At 53.2% G+C, this 20,348-nt stretch carries 3 protein-coding genes; all 3 read left to right on the forward strand.

The window, feature by feature from the left end; all coding sequences use genetic code 11:
- Positions 1-42: 42 nt before the first annotated feature.
- From QNH46_RS02430 to QNH46_RS02440, 3 genes are read left to right on the forward strand one after another with little or no spacing between them, the layout of a single operon-like run.
- Positions 43-7,821, forward strand: coding sequence for a non-ribosomal peptide synthetase (locus QNH46_RS02430; protein WP_283926763.1), 7,779 nt, complete (start codon positions 43-45; stop codon positions 7,819-7,821).
- Between the two features lie 26 nt (positions 7,822-7,847).
- Complete coding sequence (locus QNH46_RS02435) at positions 7,848-19,046, forward strand: non-ribosomal peptide synthetase (protein WP_283926764.1); 11,199 nt, start codon at positions 7,848-7,850, stop codon at positions 19,044-19,046.
- Positions 19,043-20,320 carry an MFS transporter gene (locus QNH46_RS02440; RefSeq protein ID WP_283926765.1) on the forward strand — a complete coding sequence of 426 codons (1,278 nt, stop codon included), beginning with the start codon at positions 19,043-19,045 and terminating at the stop codon, positions 20,318-20,320. Before QNH46_RS02435 ends, QNH46_RS02440 begins: the two co-directional genes overlap by 4 nt.
- Positions 20,321-20,348: the final 28 nt, after the last annotated feature.

Genomic DNA, 20,348 nt, shown 5'->3' on the forward strand with positions numbered 1-20,348 from the left:
AGCAAGGTTCGGTCGCCAAAGTAGAGGGGGAGTGAATCAAATTTGAGCAGCCATGAAATCGAAAACATATACCCGCTGACGCCAACGCAAGAGGGAATTTTGTTCCATTCGCTGGTTGATCCTGATTCTGAAGCGTATTTTGAACATGTGTCCTTCACGATCAGAGGGAAGCTGTGTTACCGAACGATGGAACAGAGCTTTGCAAAATTGGTCGAACGCTACGACGTTTTAAGGACGGTATTTATCTATACAGAGACTGAACAGCCGCTGCAAATCGTACTCAGCCAACGCGAGCCGCGCATGGATTATACGGATTTATCTGCTTATTCCACCGATGAACGGCAGCGATGGATCGAAGAGTATAAAGCCCGGGATCAGCAGCAGAAATTCGACCTGGAGACGGGGCCATTGATTCGGATGGCAATTTTCAGAATCGATGAACGCACCCATCAAATCATTTGGAGATTTCATCATATTATTATGGATGGCTGGTGCCTCGGCATTCTTGCCCGGGATTTATTCCATATTTATGAGGCTCTCGCTGCCAATGCTCCGATTCAACTGTCCCCACCGTATCCTTATAGTGATTATATCCAGTGGCTGGGCGAGCAGGATCAGGACGAGGCTCTACAGTACTGGAGAGACTATTTGGACGGTTATGAATTGCAGGCCGCGATCCCTTCCTCCAGGGGGGCTGGAGAGAAGGGGGGGTTCGACCACCGCAAATACCCATTTAAATGGGATGCCGAGACGACACGCAGATTGCACAAGCTGGCAGTCGACAATCAGGTTACGCTCAGTACGGTGTTCCATGCGTTATGGGGAATTTTGCTGCAGCAATACAACCATAGCGAGGATGTCGTATTCGGTTCCGTCGTATCGGGAAGGCCTCCGGAGCTGCCCGGGATCGAGAGCATGGTGGGCCTGTTCATTAATACGGTTCCTTTGCGGGTCAAAAGCGATGAACATACCTCCTTCCAGGAGCTGCTGCGCAAGGTGCATGATTCGATCCTGGAGGCCAACCGGTATAACTATGTTTCGCTTGCAGATATTCAGTCGGGAACGGTGCTGAAACAGCATCTTATCAACCATATCGTTGTATTCGAGAACTATCCGCTGGAGACGGCAGCCGACGGCGATGGGGAACAGCAGCTTGCTATTACCGACAGTGAAATGATGGAGCATACGAATTATGATCTGGACGTTACGGTGTTTCCCGAGGACGAGCTGGAAGTACTGCTTACCTATAACGGAAACATATACGACGAGGAGTTTTTGCGAAGGCTGGAAGGTCATTTGAAGCAAATTACAGCGGCGGTATTAGACAATGAGCGAATCCTTGTCCGGGATATCGAAATGATTACGGCAGGGGAAAAGCAAAAGCTATTATTCGAGTTTAACCGGACGGATAAGGATTATCAGTTCGACAAGCCTGCGCATCAGCTGTTTGAAGAACGGGCGCGTCTTCACCCCTCTAAAATTGCGCTTCTCTATCAAGGGGAGCAAATCACCTACGAGCAGTTAAACCGCAATGCGAACCGGCTCGCCCGGGTATTCCGGGAACGGGGACTTGGACATGGCGATTTCGCGGCGGTGATGCTGGATCGCTCGCCGTTCATGGTTGAAAGCGTACTGGCTATATGGAAATTGGGAGCAGCTTACATACCGGTAGATGCCCATTATCCCGAGGATAGAAAGGCTGGGATCATCGCCGACTCGGACGCTCGAATTGTCGTCACGTTATCGGAGTACGTGGAAGACGGGCTGCGTGTCGATTACTCGGGCCGATTTGTGGAGATGGACAAAGTCGTCGTTCCGGCGGAGGAAGCGGACAGCCATGATCTTAATCTCCCGGTGGAGATTACCGACCTAGCTTATACGCTGTTTACCTCGGGATCGACGGGAAAGCCCAAGGGAGTCATGATCGAGCATCTGGGGATGCTGAACCATATTTGGGCTGAAGCCGACGATCTTGGCTTGTCCGAGGACATCGTATTTGCCCAAACGGCGAATCATTGCTTCGATATTTCGGTATGGCAGTTCTTCGGCGCTCTGGTGCTTGGGGGAACGACGGCAATATACCCAGATGAGCTGATTCTTGCGCCCGGGCAGTTCATCAATCAGGTGATTCGCGATCAAGTGACACTGCTCGAGGTTGTGCCTTCATATTTGGCGGTTTTACTGGATTTGGTGGAGGAGCGTTCGCTTCGCTTTGAACACTTGCAGCATTTGCTGATTACCGGGGAAGCAGCCACTCCGGCATTGGTTGCACGCTGGTTTGCGCTATGTCCCGGGATCAAGATGGTGAATGCATACGGACCGGCGGAAGCCTCCGACGACATATGTCAATATGTGATGGAGCAGACACCGGAGAACAGGGAGTATATTCCGGTGGGCAAGCCGCTGTCCAACATCCGGATATATATCGTGAACCGGCAAATGCATTTATGTCCCGTAGGGATTATCGGTGAAATATGCGTGGCCGGCATTGCGGTCGGGAGAGGATATCTCAACGATCCTCTGCGGACCGGGGAGGCCTTCACGGAGGATCCGTTTGCGTCGCAGCCGGGCGTCAGATTGTATAAAACGGGCGATTTGGGCAGATGGCTTCCGGACGGCAACATCGAATTCGTCGGCCGTAAGGATCATCAGGTCAAAATAAGAGGATTCCGCATTGAGCTCGGGGAAATCGAGCATCGGCTGGCCGAGCATGAACAGGTTCGGGAGGCCGCGGTGCTCGTGAAGGGAAGCGGAGAAGCGGAGAAGTATTTATGCGCTTATTTCACCGCGAACATCGATCTCGGCATATCCGAAATAAAGGAGTATTTAAGCCGTTGTGTGCCGGAATATATGATTCCCTCCGTTTTTATGCAGCTCGAGGAAATGCCGCATAATGCCAACGGGAAGATTAACCGCAGCCAGCTTCCGGACCCCGTTCATCATCGTCTGGACGCCCCGTTTGTACCTGCCCGGAACGCTGTGGAAGAGGCGCTGGTGTCGATTTGGGCGGAGGTTCTGGACGTAAGGCGGGTAAGCGTTCAGGATGACTTCTTCGCCTTGGGCGGCCATTCTCTGAAAGCAACGGTCATCGTCTCCAGAATCCATGGGGAGCTAGGCGCGGATGTGAAGGTGAAGGATATTTTCCAATATCCAACCGTAGCGCAGCTGGCCGAGCATATTCAGGAGCTCGGCGCCAGACCGTGCGCCGCGTCCGCCATCACGCCAGCCCCGGTGCAAGACTACTACCCGGTGAGTCCGGCGCAAAGAAGGATGTATGTGCTGCATACGCTGGAGGAATCGGGCTCGACGGCGTATAACATGCCGTTTGCTTATCGTATTCAAGGACGACTGGACACCGCTCAATTCCGGCAGGTGGTAATCCGGCTGACCGAACGCCACGAGTGTTTTAGAACGTCCTTCCACGTGGTGGATGGGGAGCTTGTGCAGGTCGTGCATCCCGAAGCGGAATGCAGGCTGGAAATGGTGGAGCTAAGGGGAGCAGACACGGAGGAAGTAAATCAGCGGATCTCATCGTTTATCCAGCCTTTCGATTTAGAAGCGGCACCGCTAATGCGGATGGAACTGCTTCAGCTTGCTCAGGACGAGCATGTCCTGCTGATTGATATGCATCATATTATTTCGGACGGCTTGTCTGGCGGCATCATGCTGCGTGAGCTGGAGCAGCTGTATCGCGGTGACACGCTGCCGCCGCTAGAGATTCAGTATAAGGATTATGCGATCTGGCTGAACGAACGGCTGGCCGGCGAAGAAATGAAGGAGCATGAAGCTTACTGGCTGGAGCATTATCGCGGCGAGCTGCCTGTACTGAACATGCCTCTGGATTATAGAAGACCGCCGTTGCAGACCTTTAACGGCTGTACGCTGCAATTTGTGCTTCCGCATGAGCTGTCCGAGGCGCTGCGGGCGCTGGCCCATGACACGGGCTCCACATTATATGCGGTGCTGCTGGCCGCCTATAATATTCTGCTGTCGAAATATTCGGGACAGGAGGACATTGTCGTCGGTTCGCCAGTAGCCGGACGGACGCATCAGGATGTGCAGCAAATGCTGGGCATGTTCATCAATACGGTCGCGCTTCGCAGCTATCCGAAGCGGCATAAGACATTCCGCCAGTTTGTTCATGAGGTGAAGGATCATACCTTATCGGCAATTGACCATCAGGATTTACCGTTCGAACGATTAGTGGAGCTTCTGAATGTAGAGCGGGATACGAGCCGCAACCCTCTCTTTGACACGATGTTCAACTTGACGGATCGGGAGCGGCAGGAAATTCATATCGGCGAAATGCTGTTGACTCCTTACGCGCTGCAGAATGATATTTCCAAATTCGATCTTATGCTGGACGTGTACACGGATGCTTCGGAGATTCATTTCGACTTGCAATACAATACGGATTTATTTACGGCCTTTACCGCAGAGCAGCTTGGTCAGCATTATATGGAGCTGCTGCATAATATCACCGCTGATCCGGATGTGCCTCTAATGAAGCTGGGTATGCTTGCGGCGGAGGAGCGTAAGCAGATTCTGGCGATGGGTCAAGGCAAGGCCGCCGATTACGATTTTGACCGTACCGTGCCATCGCGATTTGAACAGTTCGCCTTGGAGCAGCCGGAGGAGCCGGCAGTGCGTTGCGCCGGAGAGGTGCTAACCTATGCGGAGCTGAATGCTCGGGCAAACCGGCTGGGGCGTTACTTGCAAAGACGATTAGACGAGATTCCGGCAGACACGGTAGCGGCGGTGATGCTGGAGCGATCGACCGATTTTATTCAAAGTGTGCTTGCCATTTGGAAGGCCGGCGGGGCTTACGTCCCGATCGACATAGAATACGGTGTTGAGCGCAAAGCGGGGATATTGGAGGATTCCGCCGCCCGGGTGCTCATTACCCGCTCCGAATATTTGCAGGACGGTCTGGAGGATAGATATGCAGGCGTAATTGTATGTCTTGACCGAATCGCGGCGGATGTCATGGAAGAAAGTCCGGAGAATATCGGCATTGCGCCGGCAGCCGACAGTTTGGCTTATATTTTGTTTACCTCCGGATCAACGGGCAAGCCCAAAGGCGTGATGATCGAGCACAAAGGTCTACTGAATCACATTCTAGCGGAGGCCGATGAACTGGGCTTGGATCAACGTCTCGTATTCGCTCAGAACGCTAATATCTGTTTTGATATCTCGGTTTGGCAATGTTTTGGCGCGCTGGCCCTGGGAGGGACGACGGCGATTTATTCGCAGGAGCTTGTACTGGAGGTGGAGCGGTTCCTTGAGAAGGTCATCGAGGACGGGGTAACGCTCCTAGAGGTTGTTCCATCGTACTTGGCGGTGATGCTGGATGTCCTGGAACAGACTAGGGCACAGCTGCCTTCGCTCCGTCATTTGTTAATCACGGGCGAAACGATTAAGCCGGATTTGGCCCGAAGGTGGCTGGAGCTGTACCCTGGAATTCAAATCGTCAACGCCTATGGGCCCGCGGAGGCTGCTGATGATATTAGCCAATACGTAACCGGGCAGCTGCCGGAAGGGATGGAGATGGTCCCGATCGGCAAACCGCTGGCGAATTTTAACCTTTATGTAGTGGACGAACAGCTGGAATTATGTCCAGTTGGTGTGTATGGAGAGATTTGCGTGTCCGGCATCGGGGTAGGCCGGGGATATATTCATGATCCGGAACGAACGGGCCAGGCTTTCATGCAGGATCCCTTCATGCAGAAGCCAGACGCCAGCCTGCGACTATATCGAACCGGGGATTTAGGGCGCTGGCTTCCTGACGGAAACCTGGAATTCCTCGGGCGCAAGGACTTTCAGGTGAAAATCAGAGGCTTCCGCATTGAGCTGGAGGAGATCGAGGTTCGTATTTTGCAGGCCCCGCATATCAAGCAGGCGGTTGTGCTGGCTAGAGAGGATGAGAGCGGAAGTAAATACTTATGCGCCTATCTGGTGCTGGACGTACTTGCGCCGCATCAGCAAGAGGCCTGCCTCCGCGAGCTTAAGGATCGTCTGGAAAAGGCGCTGCCGAACTATATGATCCCCGCTTATTTCGTCACGCTGGAGCAGATGCCGCTGCTGGTCAGCGGGAAAATTGACCGGGCGGCACTGCCTGCCCCGGATCGGAGCGCAGCGATGGCGGGAGATTATGCTGCGCCGCGCAATGATCTGGAACAAGTGCTGGCAGCGATTTGGGAAGAGGTGCTTGGCGTCCAGCGGATCGGGATTGACCATAATTTCTTTGAGCTTGGCGGGGACTCCATCCGGGCCATCCAAATTTCCTCCAAACTAAGCAGCTACGGATACACGTTGAAGATGAAGGATTTGTTCCAGAACCCGGAGATCCGCAAGCTGTCCAAGTACGTCCAGAAGGACCAGCGTGAAATTGACCAGGGCCCTGTAGAGGGAGAGGTTGAGCTTACGCCGATTCAGAAGTGGTTCTTCGAATGCGGATTCTCACCGGCCAATCATTGGAACCAGGCGGTCGTTCTGTATAAACAGGACGGGTTCCAGATTGACCTGTTATCCCAAGTCCTCACGGAGCTGACCCGCCATCATGACGCGTTAAGGATGATATTCAAGCGGGAGGATGGAGCATGGATACAGTATAACGAGGGGCTGGACGGGCAGGCAGAACGCGCCTGGTTCGATCTAGCTGCTATGACCGTACCTGATGGGGATGAGGGCAGGCTGGAGATATCCCGCGAGATCGACCTGCTGCACGGGAGTATCGACCTGGAACGGGGGCCTTTAGTTAAGGCGGGCCTGTTCAAGACGAGCAACGGTGATCATCTGGCGATCATTATTCACCATCTGGTGATTGACGGCATTTCCTGGCGCATTTTATTTGAAGATCTAACACTGGCTTATGAGCAGGCTGCGAGCGGCAAGCCGATCCAGCTTCCCGCCAAAACGGATTCCTTCCAGACATGGGCGAAACAACTGAAGGAGCATGCTGCAAGCAAAGCCATGCGGAAGGAGCTGGACTACTGGCAGCAAATCGAATCTGCGGAGGTCAAGGCCTTGCCTAAATCAGGCCGCCGGGTAGGGCCGTTGAAGGTGCTCGATAATATGACGCATTCCTTCCAGTTGACCAAGCCTGAGACAGAGCAATTGCTCGGCAAGGTTCACGGAGCGTACAACACGGAAATTAACGATATACTTCTCACCGCTTTGGGACGGGCCGTCAGGGAGTGGACAGGCGAGGAGAAGGTGCTGATTTGCCTTGAAGGACACGGCCGCGAAGAAATTCTAAAAAATGTGAACGTCAGCCGAACCGTCGGCTGGTTTACATCGGTATATCCGGTGGTGCTGGACGTACCCGGCACGGCGGAGCTGTCCTATCAGATCAAGTCAGTCAAGGAGAGCATCCGGCGCATTCCGAATAAAGGAATCGGCCACGGGCTGCTCAAATATCTTGCTGCTGAACAAGGGAATGACAGCATCCGATTCCGACTGGAGCCCGAAATCAAGTTCAACTACTTAGGACAATTTGATAATGATGTGAACACGGGCGTGTTCCAGGTTTCCGATCTTCCTTACGGTCAAACCGTCAGTCCGGAGGCCGAGAGGGAAATTGCCCTGAATATTGGCGGACTTGTAGAGGACGGGCAGCTGACGATATCTATCGAGTATAACCTGCAGGAATATGCGGAGGCAGATATCCGGGTCTTCGGAAATCATTTCAAATCGCAGCTGACCGAGATTATTAAGCACTGCGTGGACAAAGAGACGCAGGAGCTGACGCCTTCCGATGTGGCTGGGGACGATTTATCGATCGAAGAGCTGGAAGCTATTATGGATTTTTACAATAGTTAAACAATAGATTTAGAGGAGGGATGGTCATGAACGAAAAGCTGTCAATCGCCGGGGTATGCAACCTGACGCCGATGCAAGAGGGAATGCTCTTTCATTCCTATTTGAATCCGGAGTCCACGGCTTATTTCGAACAGTTTGCCTGCACCGTCACAGGGCAGCTGGACGTCGGGCTGCTGGAGAGAAGTTTTAACGCTCTGATCGACAAGTACGATGTGCTAAGGCTGAACTTCCTTCACGAAAATATGAAAAATCCGAAGCAGATTATATTCAAGAAGCGCAGCATGTCCGTTCTTTACGAAGATATATCCCAAATGGACAAAGCAGAGCAGGAGCAATATATACAACGCTTCATCCAGGCCGATCAGAAGAAGGGCTTCGACCTGGCGAAGGATATGCTGCTGCGGGCGGCTGTGCTGCAAACGGATCAGCAAATAGATCAGCAAGCAGGGCATCGTTATAAACTGATTTGGAGCTATCATCATATCATTATGGATGGCTGGTGCTTGAAAACGATCGTACAGGAACTGTTCGATGTATATAAAGCGCTGAGCCAGGGCGCAGAAATGGAGTTGGATGAGGCGCCTCCCTTCGCTAGCTACATCCAGTGGCTGGATCGCCAGGATCGCGAGGAGGCCCGCCGCTATTGGGCCGATTATGTGCAAGGCTATGATTCGGCGATTAAGCTGCCTTCTTTCGGGATTCGACGCCAGGACGGCAAAGGGCATCACGACCAAGGCATGATGCGCCAAAAGGTGAACGATCAAATCGATCGCAGCTATAAAATCAGTGAAGAGACGGCTCGGCGGCTGGAGCAGGTGGCCAAAGCCCATCAAGTGACGCTGAATACGGTGCTCCAGTCCGCTTGGGCGCTGCTTTTAGGCCGTTACAACGGAACCGAGGATGTAGTCTTCGGTTCCGTCACCTCCGGCCGGCCGGCGGAGGTGGAGGGGGTCGAGCAAATGATCGGGCTGTTCATCAACACCGTTCCCATCAGGATTACCTTCCATGGCGACCAAGCCTTCTCTTCTCTCATTCAACAAGTGCAACTCACCTCCTTAGAAACGCAAAACTACGATTTTTATCCACTTGCAGAAATTCAGTCCCTATCAACCAAGAAACAGCATCTAATCGATCATATTTACGCCTTTCAGAACTATCCGGTGAGTGCGGATCCGCTGGACGAATCAGAGGCGAAAGAGCCTTTCGCTATTAGCGAGCTGGAGGATTTTGAACAGACGCATTATGATTTCAATCTTATTTTGATGCCGAATGAAGGCCTTGAGGTCAAATTCAAATATAATGCGGCCCGCTATGAACAGGCGGCGATGGATCGCTTGTTCCAGCATTATGAGCAAGTGCTGAATACGGTCAGCCAGAATGCGAATGTGCTTCTGCGGGATATTTCAGTAATTACGAGCGAGGAACGAGAGTTAATCTTACACAGGTTTAACGACACGGCAGGCGAGTATCCGCGGGACCAAACCATCGTGCAATTGTTCGAGCGTCAGGTCGAGCGAGTTCCCGGAAATCTTGCCATCGTTCATCACGGTGAAAATCTGACGTATAAAGCATTGAACGATAGAGCCAATCAGCTTGCAGCCAGGCTCATAAACAGAGGAGTCGGCCCCGATCAGATCGTCGGCCTAGTCGGGGAGCGTTCCGCGGACACGGTGATCGGCATGCTGGGGATTTTGAAGGCAGGGGGCGCTTATTTGCCCATCGATCCGGAATACCCGACCGACCGCATTGAATATATGCTTCTCGACAGCCAGGCGAAATGGGTTGTTACTCCGCGGTGCTACGCGGAACGCCTGGCGAGTGAAGCTGAGGTGATCATTCTTGACGAGAACGAGCCGGAAAGGGAGCTTACCTCCATTCCGGCCCAGCAGCTTGATGAGCCGCCGCTCCAGGTGAGGCAGAGCCCTGTGAAGCCTGCAAATTTGGCCTACGTCATGTACACGTCAGGTTCAACGGGGCGGCCCAAAGGGGTTATGATCGAGCATCAAAATGTGGTCCGTCTTGTCCAGAATACGAACTACATTCCGTTTCGGCCGGGGGATCGCATCCTGCAAACGGGGGCTCCTGTGTTTGATGCCTGCACGTTTGAAATATGGGGCGCGCTGCTAAACGGGCTGGAGCTGTATATTATCGATAAAACATCGATACTAGATCCAGAGAAGCTGGGCCAAGCGCTTCGCGAATACAGCATAACGACGATGTGGCTCACCTCCCCGCTGTTTAATCAGCTGGCCCAGCAGCAGCCGGAGTTGTTCCAGCCGCTTCGCTATCTGATTGTCGGCGGAGATGCCCTCTCGCCCAAGCATATTCAACAGGTGGCGGAGCAGTGCAAGGGAACGACGCTGATCAATGGGTATGGACCGACCGAGAATACGACCTTCTCCTGCTGCTATACGATTACTACGCAGGAGGAGAAGAGCATCCCGATTGGCGGGCCGATAGCTCATTCTACGGCTTATATCGTCGACTTATACGGGCACTTATGCCCCGTCGGTGTGCCGGGCGAGCTATGGGTCGGGGGCGACGGTGTGGCTCGGGGCTACATCAATAACGAGGCGCTGACCTCGGAGAAATTCATGGCCAGTCCGTTTGCGGAAGGAGAGCGTGTTTACCGCACGGGAGATGCAGCAAGCTGGCTCCCGGACGGTACGATCGAGTTCATCGGCCGGCTGGATCATCAGGTGAAAATCAGGGGATTCCGCATTGAAATCGGGGAGATTGAAAGCCGGATCCAGCTCCACAAGGCCGTGAAGGAAGCGATCGTCACGGTATGGGACAAAGGCGAAGGCAGCAAGGCCCTATGTGCTTATCTCGTCTGTGAGGGCGAACTGGGTGCAGCGGAAATCAGGCAATATTTGGCGGGCTATCTTCCTGATTACATGATTCCTTCCCATTGGGTGTTCATGGATCAGCTGCCGCTGACAGCGAACGGCAAGGTTCACCGCCAAGCTCTGCCCTTGCCGGAGGAGAGCGCAGCATATGAAGGGATCTATGTTGCCCCGCGCAATGAGGCGGAGCAGAAGCTCGCTGACATATGGAGCGATGTGCTAGGCGTGCCCGCTGTCGGCGTGAATGATCATTTCTTTGAGCTGGGCGGCCACTCCTTGACGGCCCTGAAGCTGGTTTCGGAAGTGAAGAAGCAATTTCAGGTTCAGCTGCCGCTGGCGGATGTGTTCCAGACCCCTGTACTTGCAGACATGGCGGCCCGTATTGGCGGGAATCAGGAAGCGGGTTCTGATACCGCACTAGCCATCGAGCCTGCCCCGGCGGCTGAATACTATCCCGTGTCCTCGGCGCAAAAACGGCTGTTTATTCTGCATGGAATGACCGGCATGGATACCGCATACAACATGCCGTTTGTGTTGCAAATCGAGGGCAGGCTTGATGTGAAGCGGCTGGAAGAGGCGTTTCAAGCGTTGATTGCGCGTCATGAGCCCTTGCGGACTTCCTTCACCCTCCTTCAGGGCGAGCCTGTTCAGCGAATTCATGAGCGCGTTGATTTTACGATGGAGCAGCTGGACGTTCATCCTGATCAGAATATGGAGGATATCGTCGATAAGCTGGTCACGCCGTTCGATCTTGGCCAGGCTCCATTGCTGCGGGCCGCTCTCGCCAAACGCCAGGAGGAGCAATATGTGCTCGTCATTGATATCCATCATATTGTCGCTGACGGCTCTTCCATCAGCGTCATCGTGAAGGAATTCAGCGAGCTGTACAACGGTCAAGGCTTGGAGCGTTTAGGTGTTCAGCGCATTCAATATAAAGATTTTGCCGTCTGGCAAAATAAGCAGCTCGGCTCCGGGGGCTTGCAGCAGCATGAGCGCTACTGGCTGGAACAGTTCGCCGAGGAGCCCCCGGTACTGAATATGCTGACCGATTACCCGCGTCCGCAAATTCAAAGCTTCGAGGGAGCGGTTGCCTCCGTGGAAATCGACCAGGAACTGTCGTCCCGGCTGAAGCAGCTTGCTAATGAAACGGGAGCCACCTTGTATATGGTTTTGCTTGCTGCTTACAGTGTGTTGCTGTCTAAGTATTCGGCTCAGGAGGATATCGTGATCGGCTCTCCGACGGCGGGCAGAACCCATGCAGACGTGCTTCATACGGTCGGCATGTTCGTCAATACGCTGGCTTTGCGCCTGAAGCCGGGAGCGCAGAAGACATTCGGGGATTTCCTGAATGAGGTGAAGCAAACGGCCTTGCAGGCTTTCGAGCATCAGGACTACCAATACGAAGATCTCATCGAGCAGCTCGGCTTACGGCGGGATATGAGCCGCAATCCGCTGTTCGATACGGTATTCACTTTGCAGAACATCGATATTCAGGAGGCTGATTTAACCGGACTGGCCGTACAATCCTGCTCTTGGGATGGCCGAATGTCCAAGTTCGATTTGACCTTGACGGTGGTCGAGCGGGAGCAAGGAATGTTCATCGACGCAGAGTATGCTGTCAAATTGTTTAAGGCTGCTACGATTGAACGGCTGCTGAAGCATTTTGTCCAGGTGCTGCGAGTCATTGCCGCAGATAAAGAGATGAAGCTCGCAGATATCGAATTGTTGTCGCCAGAGGAGCGGCAGCAAATGATGGTTGATTTCAATGGTTCCCGCACCGAATACCCGCACAACCGGACGGTATATGAACTGTTTGCGGAACAGGCCGGGCGGACGCCGGAGCAGATCGCCCTCGTATTTAAGGAGGAGCGGTTAACTTATCGGCAATTGGACGAGATGGCGGGCAGGTTTGCTCAAATGCTGCGGGAGCTTGGCGTCAAGCCGGGCGAAGTTACGGCCATTATGGCCGAGCATTCGATCGAAATGATCGTTGCCGTGCTGGCCGTGCTAAAGGCAGGAGGAGCTTATCTGCCGATCGACCATGAATATCCGGCCGACCGCATCGCTTATATTTTGGAGGATAGCAATGCTGGCCTGCTCTTGACTAAGAGCCGGCTGCTGCAAGCGAAAGATATGCTTGCTCCAGATATGAAGGTTCATATGACCGGAAGGCATATTCAAGCGATTGATCTGGAGGATACGCTTGCTCTGTCCAGGGAAGCAGGGCCGCTGCCTTCGTCAACATCGTCGGCAACACCAACGACGTCCTCATCGCCATCTACATCAACGCCACCGCTGGCATCTGCGGAGGCCTCGCCATCCGACCTGGCCTATGTCATCTACACCTCCGGTTCGACGGGGAAACCGAAGGGCGTTATGATCGAGCATCGTTCCTTGCTGAATATGACCGGCTGGTACCAGACGTACTACCAGCTGACGGCCGCGGACAAATGTACGAAATATGCCGGATTCGGCTTCGATGCTTCGGTGTGGGAGATTTTCCCGGCCCTCCTGTCAGGCAGCGAGCTGCACATCATTCCGGAAGAAATTCGATATGATGTACGGTTATTAGCGGAATATTACAACAACAGCCGTATATCCATCAGCTTCTTGCCGACGGCGGTTTGCGAACAGTTCATCCAGCTCGACAACGACTCGCTGCGCATGCTGATTACGGGGGGAGACAAACTCAGAGTATATCGTCCGACGCCTTATGAGCTGGTCAATAACTATGGGCCGACGGAGAACACCATCGTGACGTCGGCATTCAAGGTCAAGGGAGAGTACGACAATATTCCGATCGGCAAGCCGATCGACAATGTGCGGGTCTATATACTGGATGCCAATGACAAGCTGCTCCCGGTTGGGGTGCCTGGCGAACTCTGCGTTGCCGGGGATAGCTTGGCCCGGGGTTATATGAACCGGCCTGATTTGACGGCGGAGAAGTTTACGAGTGACCCTTTCTATCCCGGCGAAAGAATGTACCGAACCGGAGATTTGGCCAGATGGCTGCCAGAAGGCGACCTCGAGTATTTAGGCCGGATGGACGAACAGGTTAAAATCCGCGGTTACCGCATCGAGCTGGGCGAGGTAGAGAATGTTCTCCTGAAGCAGGCGGGGATCAAGGAGGCTGTTGTCCTGGCGATAGAGAACCTGCGGCATGAAACGGAGTTATGCGCATATATTGCCGCTTCCCGGGAATGGCCGGTACGGGAGCTGAGAGAGCACCTGGCCCGGGAATTGCCGGAATACATGCTTCCAGTCCATTATATGTTCCTGGATGAATTGCCATTAACCGCGAACGGCAAAGTGAACCGCCGTGCGCTGCCGCAGCCCGACTTCCATTCCGCTGCAGAGAATAACCATGTTCCGCCCCGCAGTAAAACGGAACAGAGACTGGCTGAGATTTGGTCTGAGGTGCTCGGGGTTGAGCAGGTTGGGGCGCATAGCCATTTCTTCGAGCTTGGCGGGCATTCTTTGAAGGCGGCGGCGCTGACCGCCGGCATTAAGGAAGCTTTTCAAGTTGACCTGCCGCTAAGCGGCGTCTTCCGCCATCCTATTCTGGAGCAGATGGCCGCGGGGATTGATGCGCTGGAGCGGCAGGGGTACACGGAAATTGAACGCATTCCGGATCAGGAGGATTACCCGGTATCCTCAGCGCAAAAGCGTCTGCTGATTTTGAACGAGCTGGAAGGAGCAGGAACGGCGTATAATATGCCTTTTGTCTTGCAACTGTCTGGAAGTCTGGATCGCTCCAGGCTGCAGCAGTCATTCGATGCCTTGATTCGCAGGCATGCAGCCTTCCGAACCTCATTTGCGCTTAGAGAGGGCGAGCTGGTGCAAATCATCCATCCAGAGGTCGCATTTCAGATCCGGGAAATGGCTATTATGGATGAGCCTGCTCGAATCAAGGAGGCCATCCGGCAATTTGTTCAGCCTTTCCATCTGCAGCAGGCGCCGTTAATTCGCGTGGGGCTGGCAAGCCTTAGTGCGGACAAGCATATTCTGATGATCGACATGCATCATATCATCTCGGACGGAGAGTCTGTGCGCCTGCTGGTTGAGGAGCTAAGCCAGCTGTACAGCGGCCAGGAGCAGAGCAGTACTGCAACGCGGGTGGAATATAAGGATTATGCGGTATGGCAAAATAAAATGCTTCAATCGGAAGCCTATCGACAGCAGGAGCAATACTGGCTGGAGCGCTTCGCGGGAGAATTGCCGGTGCTCACGCTACCTACCGATTATGCGCGTCCGCAAATGCAGAGCTTCGAGGGGGATAGCTTGACGGTTAAGCTGGATAGCGATTTAAGCTCTCGCATACTTGAAGCGGCTGCGCGGACGGGAACTACCTTGTATATGTTCCTGCTTGCCGCGTATAACATCCTCTTATCCAAATATGCGAACCAGGAGGATATTATCGTCGGTACGCCGACCGCAGGCAGGGCGCAGAAAGAACTGGAGGGCATCATAGGGATGTTTGTTAACACCCTTGCAATCCGTACTCAGCCTGAAGGGCATAAACACTTCGGGGATTTCCTGGAGGAAGTGAAGGAGCATTCACTGCAGGCGTTCGAGAATCAACTGATCCAGTACGAGGATCTGCTGGAGAAGCTGGAGGTCGCGCGGGACGTAAGCCGCAATCCGCTATTTGACACGATGTTTGCCGTGGATAATGTCGGGGTCGAGGAGATTCAGCTGGATGGCCTGCGTATGGAGCCATACCCGTTCGATAACGGCACATCCAAATTCGATTTGATGGTTACGGCGGCAGAAGATGGAGCGGAAATCCGTTTGGATATCGAATATGCCGTCAAGCTATTCCGCAAAGATACGATTGAGCGCTTGATTGCGCACTATGTTCAAATCTTGCGGGCCGTTACGGCAGACATGGATATTAAATTGTGCGACATCGGTCTGCTGCTGGAGGAGGAGCGGCGGCAAATTATCGCAGATTTCAATGATACGGCAACTTACTATCCGCGCCAAACGATCCATGAGCTGTTCGAGGAGCAGGCGGAACAGCAGGCAGACCGCATCGCAGTTGTCCATGGCGATACGGAGCTGACTTACCGCGAGCTTAATGCCAAGGCGAACCAGCTTGCCGCAATATTGCGGGACAAGGGAGTTGGCCCTGACCGGATTGTGGCGATTATCGGGGATCGCACGCTGGAAATGATCATCGGCATGCTGGCGATTCTGAAGGCAGGGGGCGCTTATCTTCCGATTGATCCGGATTATCCGATGGACCGGGTCGAATACTTCCTTAAGAATAGCGAGGCCAAAGTGCTGCTTGCCCGCAGTTGTTACGCAGACAGAGCGATAGATGGCGTAGAAGCCGTCGTATTGGATCACGAGCAGCTGGACAATCTTGATGCGCCTAATCTCCCCCATGAGACGAACCCCGGTCATCTCGCTTATGTGATGTATACTTCGGGATCTACGGGACTGCCTAAAGGGGTTATGGTCGAGCATCTCGGCGTCGCCCGGCTGGTCAGGAATACGAATTATGTGCGCTTCACAAAAGAGGATCGCGTGCTGCAGACAGCGGCTCCGGTATTCGACGTCAGCGTGTTTGATATTTGGGGAGCACTGCTGAATGGCGCGCGCCTGTACCTGGTCGATAAATTTACACTGCTGGATCCGATCCGGGTTGAATCCGTGCTTCAGCAGCATCGCATCACGATGCTATGGCTGACATCGCCGCTATTTACCCAGTTCGCCCAGCAGAAGCCGGATATGTTCCGTACGGTTAGCTACTTGATCGTCGGCGGAGATATTCTCTCCCCGAAGCATATCCAGCTTGTGAGGGAGCATTGCGGGCAGTTGACCGTGGTGAATGGGTACGGTCCTACGGAGAACACCTCGTTCTCCTGCTGCTTCATCATCGAAGAGGCATATGAGAAAAGCGTGCCGATTGGGCCGCCGATCAGCAATTCAACGGCATATATCGTCGATAAATACGGAAACCTGAATCCGGTCGGCGTGCCTGGCGAGCTCTGGGTCGGCGGGGACGGTGTTGCCCGCGGATACATGAACAATGAAGAGCTGACCAGGCAGAAATTCATTCCCAATCCTTTTGTTCCAGGGGATCGGGTATATCGGACGGGGGATGCGGCAAGATGGCTTCCTGACGGCTCCATCGAGTTTATTGGCAGAATGGACAATCAGGTTAAGATCAGAGGGTTTCGAGTCGAAATTGGCGAGATCGAAAGTGTTCTGCTTAACCACCCGGCGGTCAAGGAAGTCGTCATTCTCGTTAAGGAATATGAAGAAACGAACAAGTTCCTCTGTGCTTACGTAGTAGCTGGCGGAGAGTTGACCGTTCCAGCCGTTAAGGAATATATGGCCCAGCAGCTGCCCGACTACATGATTCCGTCCGCATTCGTATTCATGGAGGTGCTGCCGCTGAACGTCAACGGCAAGGTCGACCGCAAAGCGCTCCCCGAACCGGAATACCAGGGAGGCGATGTGGAGTACACCGCTCCAAGAAATGAGCACGAGGAGCTGGCTGTTCAGGTCTGGTCGGAAATACTGGGCATGGAGCGGATCAGTGTCCATGATAATTTCTTTGCACTTGGGGGCCATTCGTTAAAGGCGATGCAAATGGTATCGAAGCTGGCCGAGCGCGGTTGGAACATCAGCATTAACCAGGTTTTTGCCCATCAGACTCCTGCCGAATTGTCGGCTTATGCGCAGCGGCTGGCTCCTGACGAGAAGCAGCGGATTACGGATGTCCGACAGGCGGAGCAGTGGCTTAGCGGCCGTCTCCAGCGATCCTGCGAGTGGAAGACCTACTTCGTTGAGGACGAGGAATATTCCATCGTTCATATATTTGGCCTGGATGAAGCGCTGAAGCAGGAAGCGGAAACGTTGATCGCCGAGCATTTGGATGAGCGTCTACACCCGCATTATTTGCTCGATGCCGGGGAACTGAAAGAGGATACAAGGCATCCAAGCATGAGCCGGGAGGAGCTGAATGCACGGCTGCAATTGCAGCAGACAGAAGCTGCGGTCTGGGTCGATGGCATGCTTGAGCAGATCGGCCACATGCAGGAGCTCTATGCGCAGGGAGTTACGGGCGGACAGGTCGTGAAGGAATACGGAATTTCACCTTCACAAATGTACCATTTCAAGCACAAAGACGTGTCGGGAACGATGGTGAAATGGAATCAGGCGATTCAGCCGGACCTGCTGCGCCAGGCGCTTCAGCAAATTGTATCCGCTGAAGAGGTGATGCGCAGTGTGCTGGTTCAAAGAGATGGAGATGAGGAAGGATACTGGCGGCTGCATGAGCGCCCGCAACAGCTTGAATTGCCCATGATCGATATTTCCCCATTCGAACAGGGTACGCAGACGGATATTTTGAAGTCGCTCATGAACAGATTTTTTATTAAGCCATACTCGGACAAGGATCCGCTCATGTACCGTGTGCTGCTGGTTAAGCAGAGTGTGAAGGAATATTTGCTGCTGCTCCCGTTCTCCCACACCATTTTCGATTATATGAGCAATGAAGTCCTCCGCAGCCAAGTGATTGAAGCCTATGAGCTTCTCCGCCAAGGGAAGGCAGTCAAGCCGAAACAGGGCGCGACATTTACGGACTTCATAGCGCAAATTAGCCGAGGCCCGGAAGGAATATCGGCCAAGGAACTTTACGAGCTCTATGACCTTCGGAATTTCGAGACGGTAGCAAGGCAGATCGCCGCGGTCATGCAAACGCGAAGCGGGGACGGGCCCGCGCAGATGACTGTTATCAATCACAGCATCAATCTAGAGCTGCTAGCGGAAGGGCATAAGGATGCAGAGAGCAAGTGGAAGCTGGCGACGGGCATCTTTGCTGCATTTTTTAGCGCATATCTGGGCGTGGAGCAGATTCCGATGTGGATGACCCATTTCGGAAGACAGTACGGGGAGGCCGCATATTTTGACATCGTTGGCGAATGTATCGATTACATTCCCCTGCTGCTGGACCGGAAGCAGGATATGGATATGCAGAGCAAACTGGTCAGCAAGAAGCTGCAAGCCGCCTCGGACTACAACATTCATTTTGCGAATCTGCTATACAACGAATCGATAGATCCAGATTTTGCGGAAGCGAGAAATGCTTTGCTCGCCGCCTTTGAGAAGATGCCTGTCAATTTCAATTATCTGGGTGAGCTGAGCGGAGAAGCAGATTTAGAATACTTGGATGCAGAAGGCGTGAATTGCGACGATCCAAACCGGATTCTCTATATGACCTGGCATCAGGGCAACCATATTCATATTACGCTGGCGCTTCCAGTGAAAGAGAGCTGCGAATCCATCCGGAGCATGCTGGATGAGGCCGCCCGGGAGCAGATCAAGGGGGATGCCTCTGCACAACTGAAAGGTGTAAATCTATGAGAGACACAAGAAATATTGCGATCTTCAGTTTAAGCCGCTTAATTACGGAGCTGGGAACGTCCATTTTCCGCTTTGCGCTCAGTCTGTATATTCTCGATCTCACCGGTTCAGCGAGCATGTTCGCCCTTGTATTGAGTTTTACTTATATTCCGGGCATTTTCGTCAATATTTTCGCCGGGGTGTTCGTGGACCGCAGCAATAAAAAGCGGATTATGGTCACGACCGACTTCCTAAGCGGCACATCGATTTTACTGTTAATGCTGCTGTTTCAATTTTACCACGACAGCATTCTGCTCTTTATCGTGTATGCGATGGTAATGAGCACGCTCCAGGCGTTCTTTACACTGACGATCAATTCGTCAGTGCCCAACATCGTTGCTCCCGAACGGGTAGCTACGGTGAATTCCAGCAACCAGAGCATAGGGGCCCTGATCAGTATTTTGGGGCCCGTGCTCGGGGCTGTCGCCTATAGTAAGTTCGGCCTGGAGAAAATTTTCTTGATTGAAGGGGTTGCGTTCATCCTTTCCGGATTTCTTAATATGGCGCTGAAGTTCTCATCCCGCAAGGAGCATTTGGGGGAGATCAAGCCTTATGTGGAAAGCTTGAAGGAGGTGTACCAGTACATCAGGCAGCGTGCTGCGATCAAGTACTTGTTATCGATATTCGTCGTGGTTAACTTTGTCATCGCGCCGGCGGTTTCGCTAATCCTGCCCTTTATTGTCTATCAAGCGCTGGATATGACGCCCCAGCAGCTGTCGTTCATTGAAGCCGCATTAGCGGTAGGCGTGATTATCGGAGCCATCGTTGTTTCGGTGCCCAAGATGAATCGTTTTATTACCAACAAAATTTTCATTCTGATTCAGCTGCAAGGCTTCGTCATCGCCATGTGGATGTTTCCGAAATGGCCGATCTTCGATATGAGCGCAAAGATTACGCTGATGGCCGGCTATATGATTGTCTTGGCGCTGACGGGTGCGCTCAATACGATGGGCAATATTCCTATGCTCTCCTATGTGCAAATTTATATTCCCGAGCGGATCAGAGCCAGTATTCTTGGGGTGGTCAATACGGTGACTACGATTGCCGTGCCTGTTGGCATGTGGGTATACGGTGCAGCTCTGGAGGGGATGGATTGGTCTTATATCGCTGTAATTTCTGGTGCAGGTCTATTCGTTGTTGGTTTTATAGCCCATCGCAACCGCGAGCTAAGAGAGTTCTTCACCCAGGGTGCCGAGCCGGAGCCGGTGAGAGCGGTGGAAGTGCATGAAGCCTGACATGGATGATGAGAAAACGATAATCGAT

The sequence above is a fragment of the Paenibacillus woosongensis genome (genome assembly GCF_030122845.1).
Taxonomy (GTDB): Bacteria; Bacillota; Bacilli; order Paenibacillales; family Paenibacillaceae; genus Fontibacillus; species Fontibacillus woosongensis_A.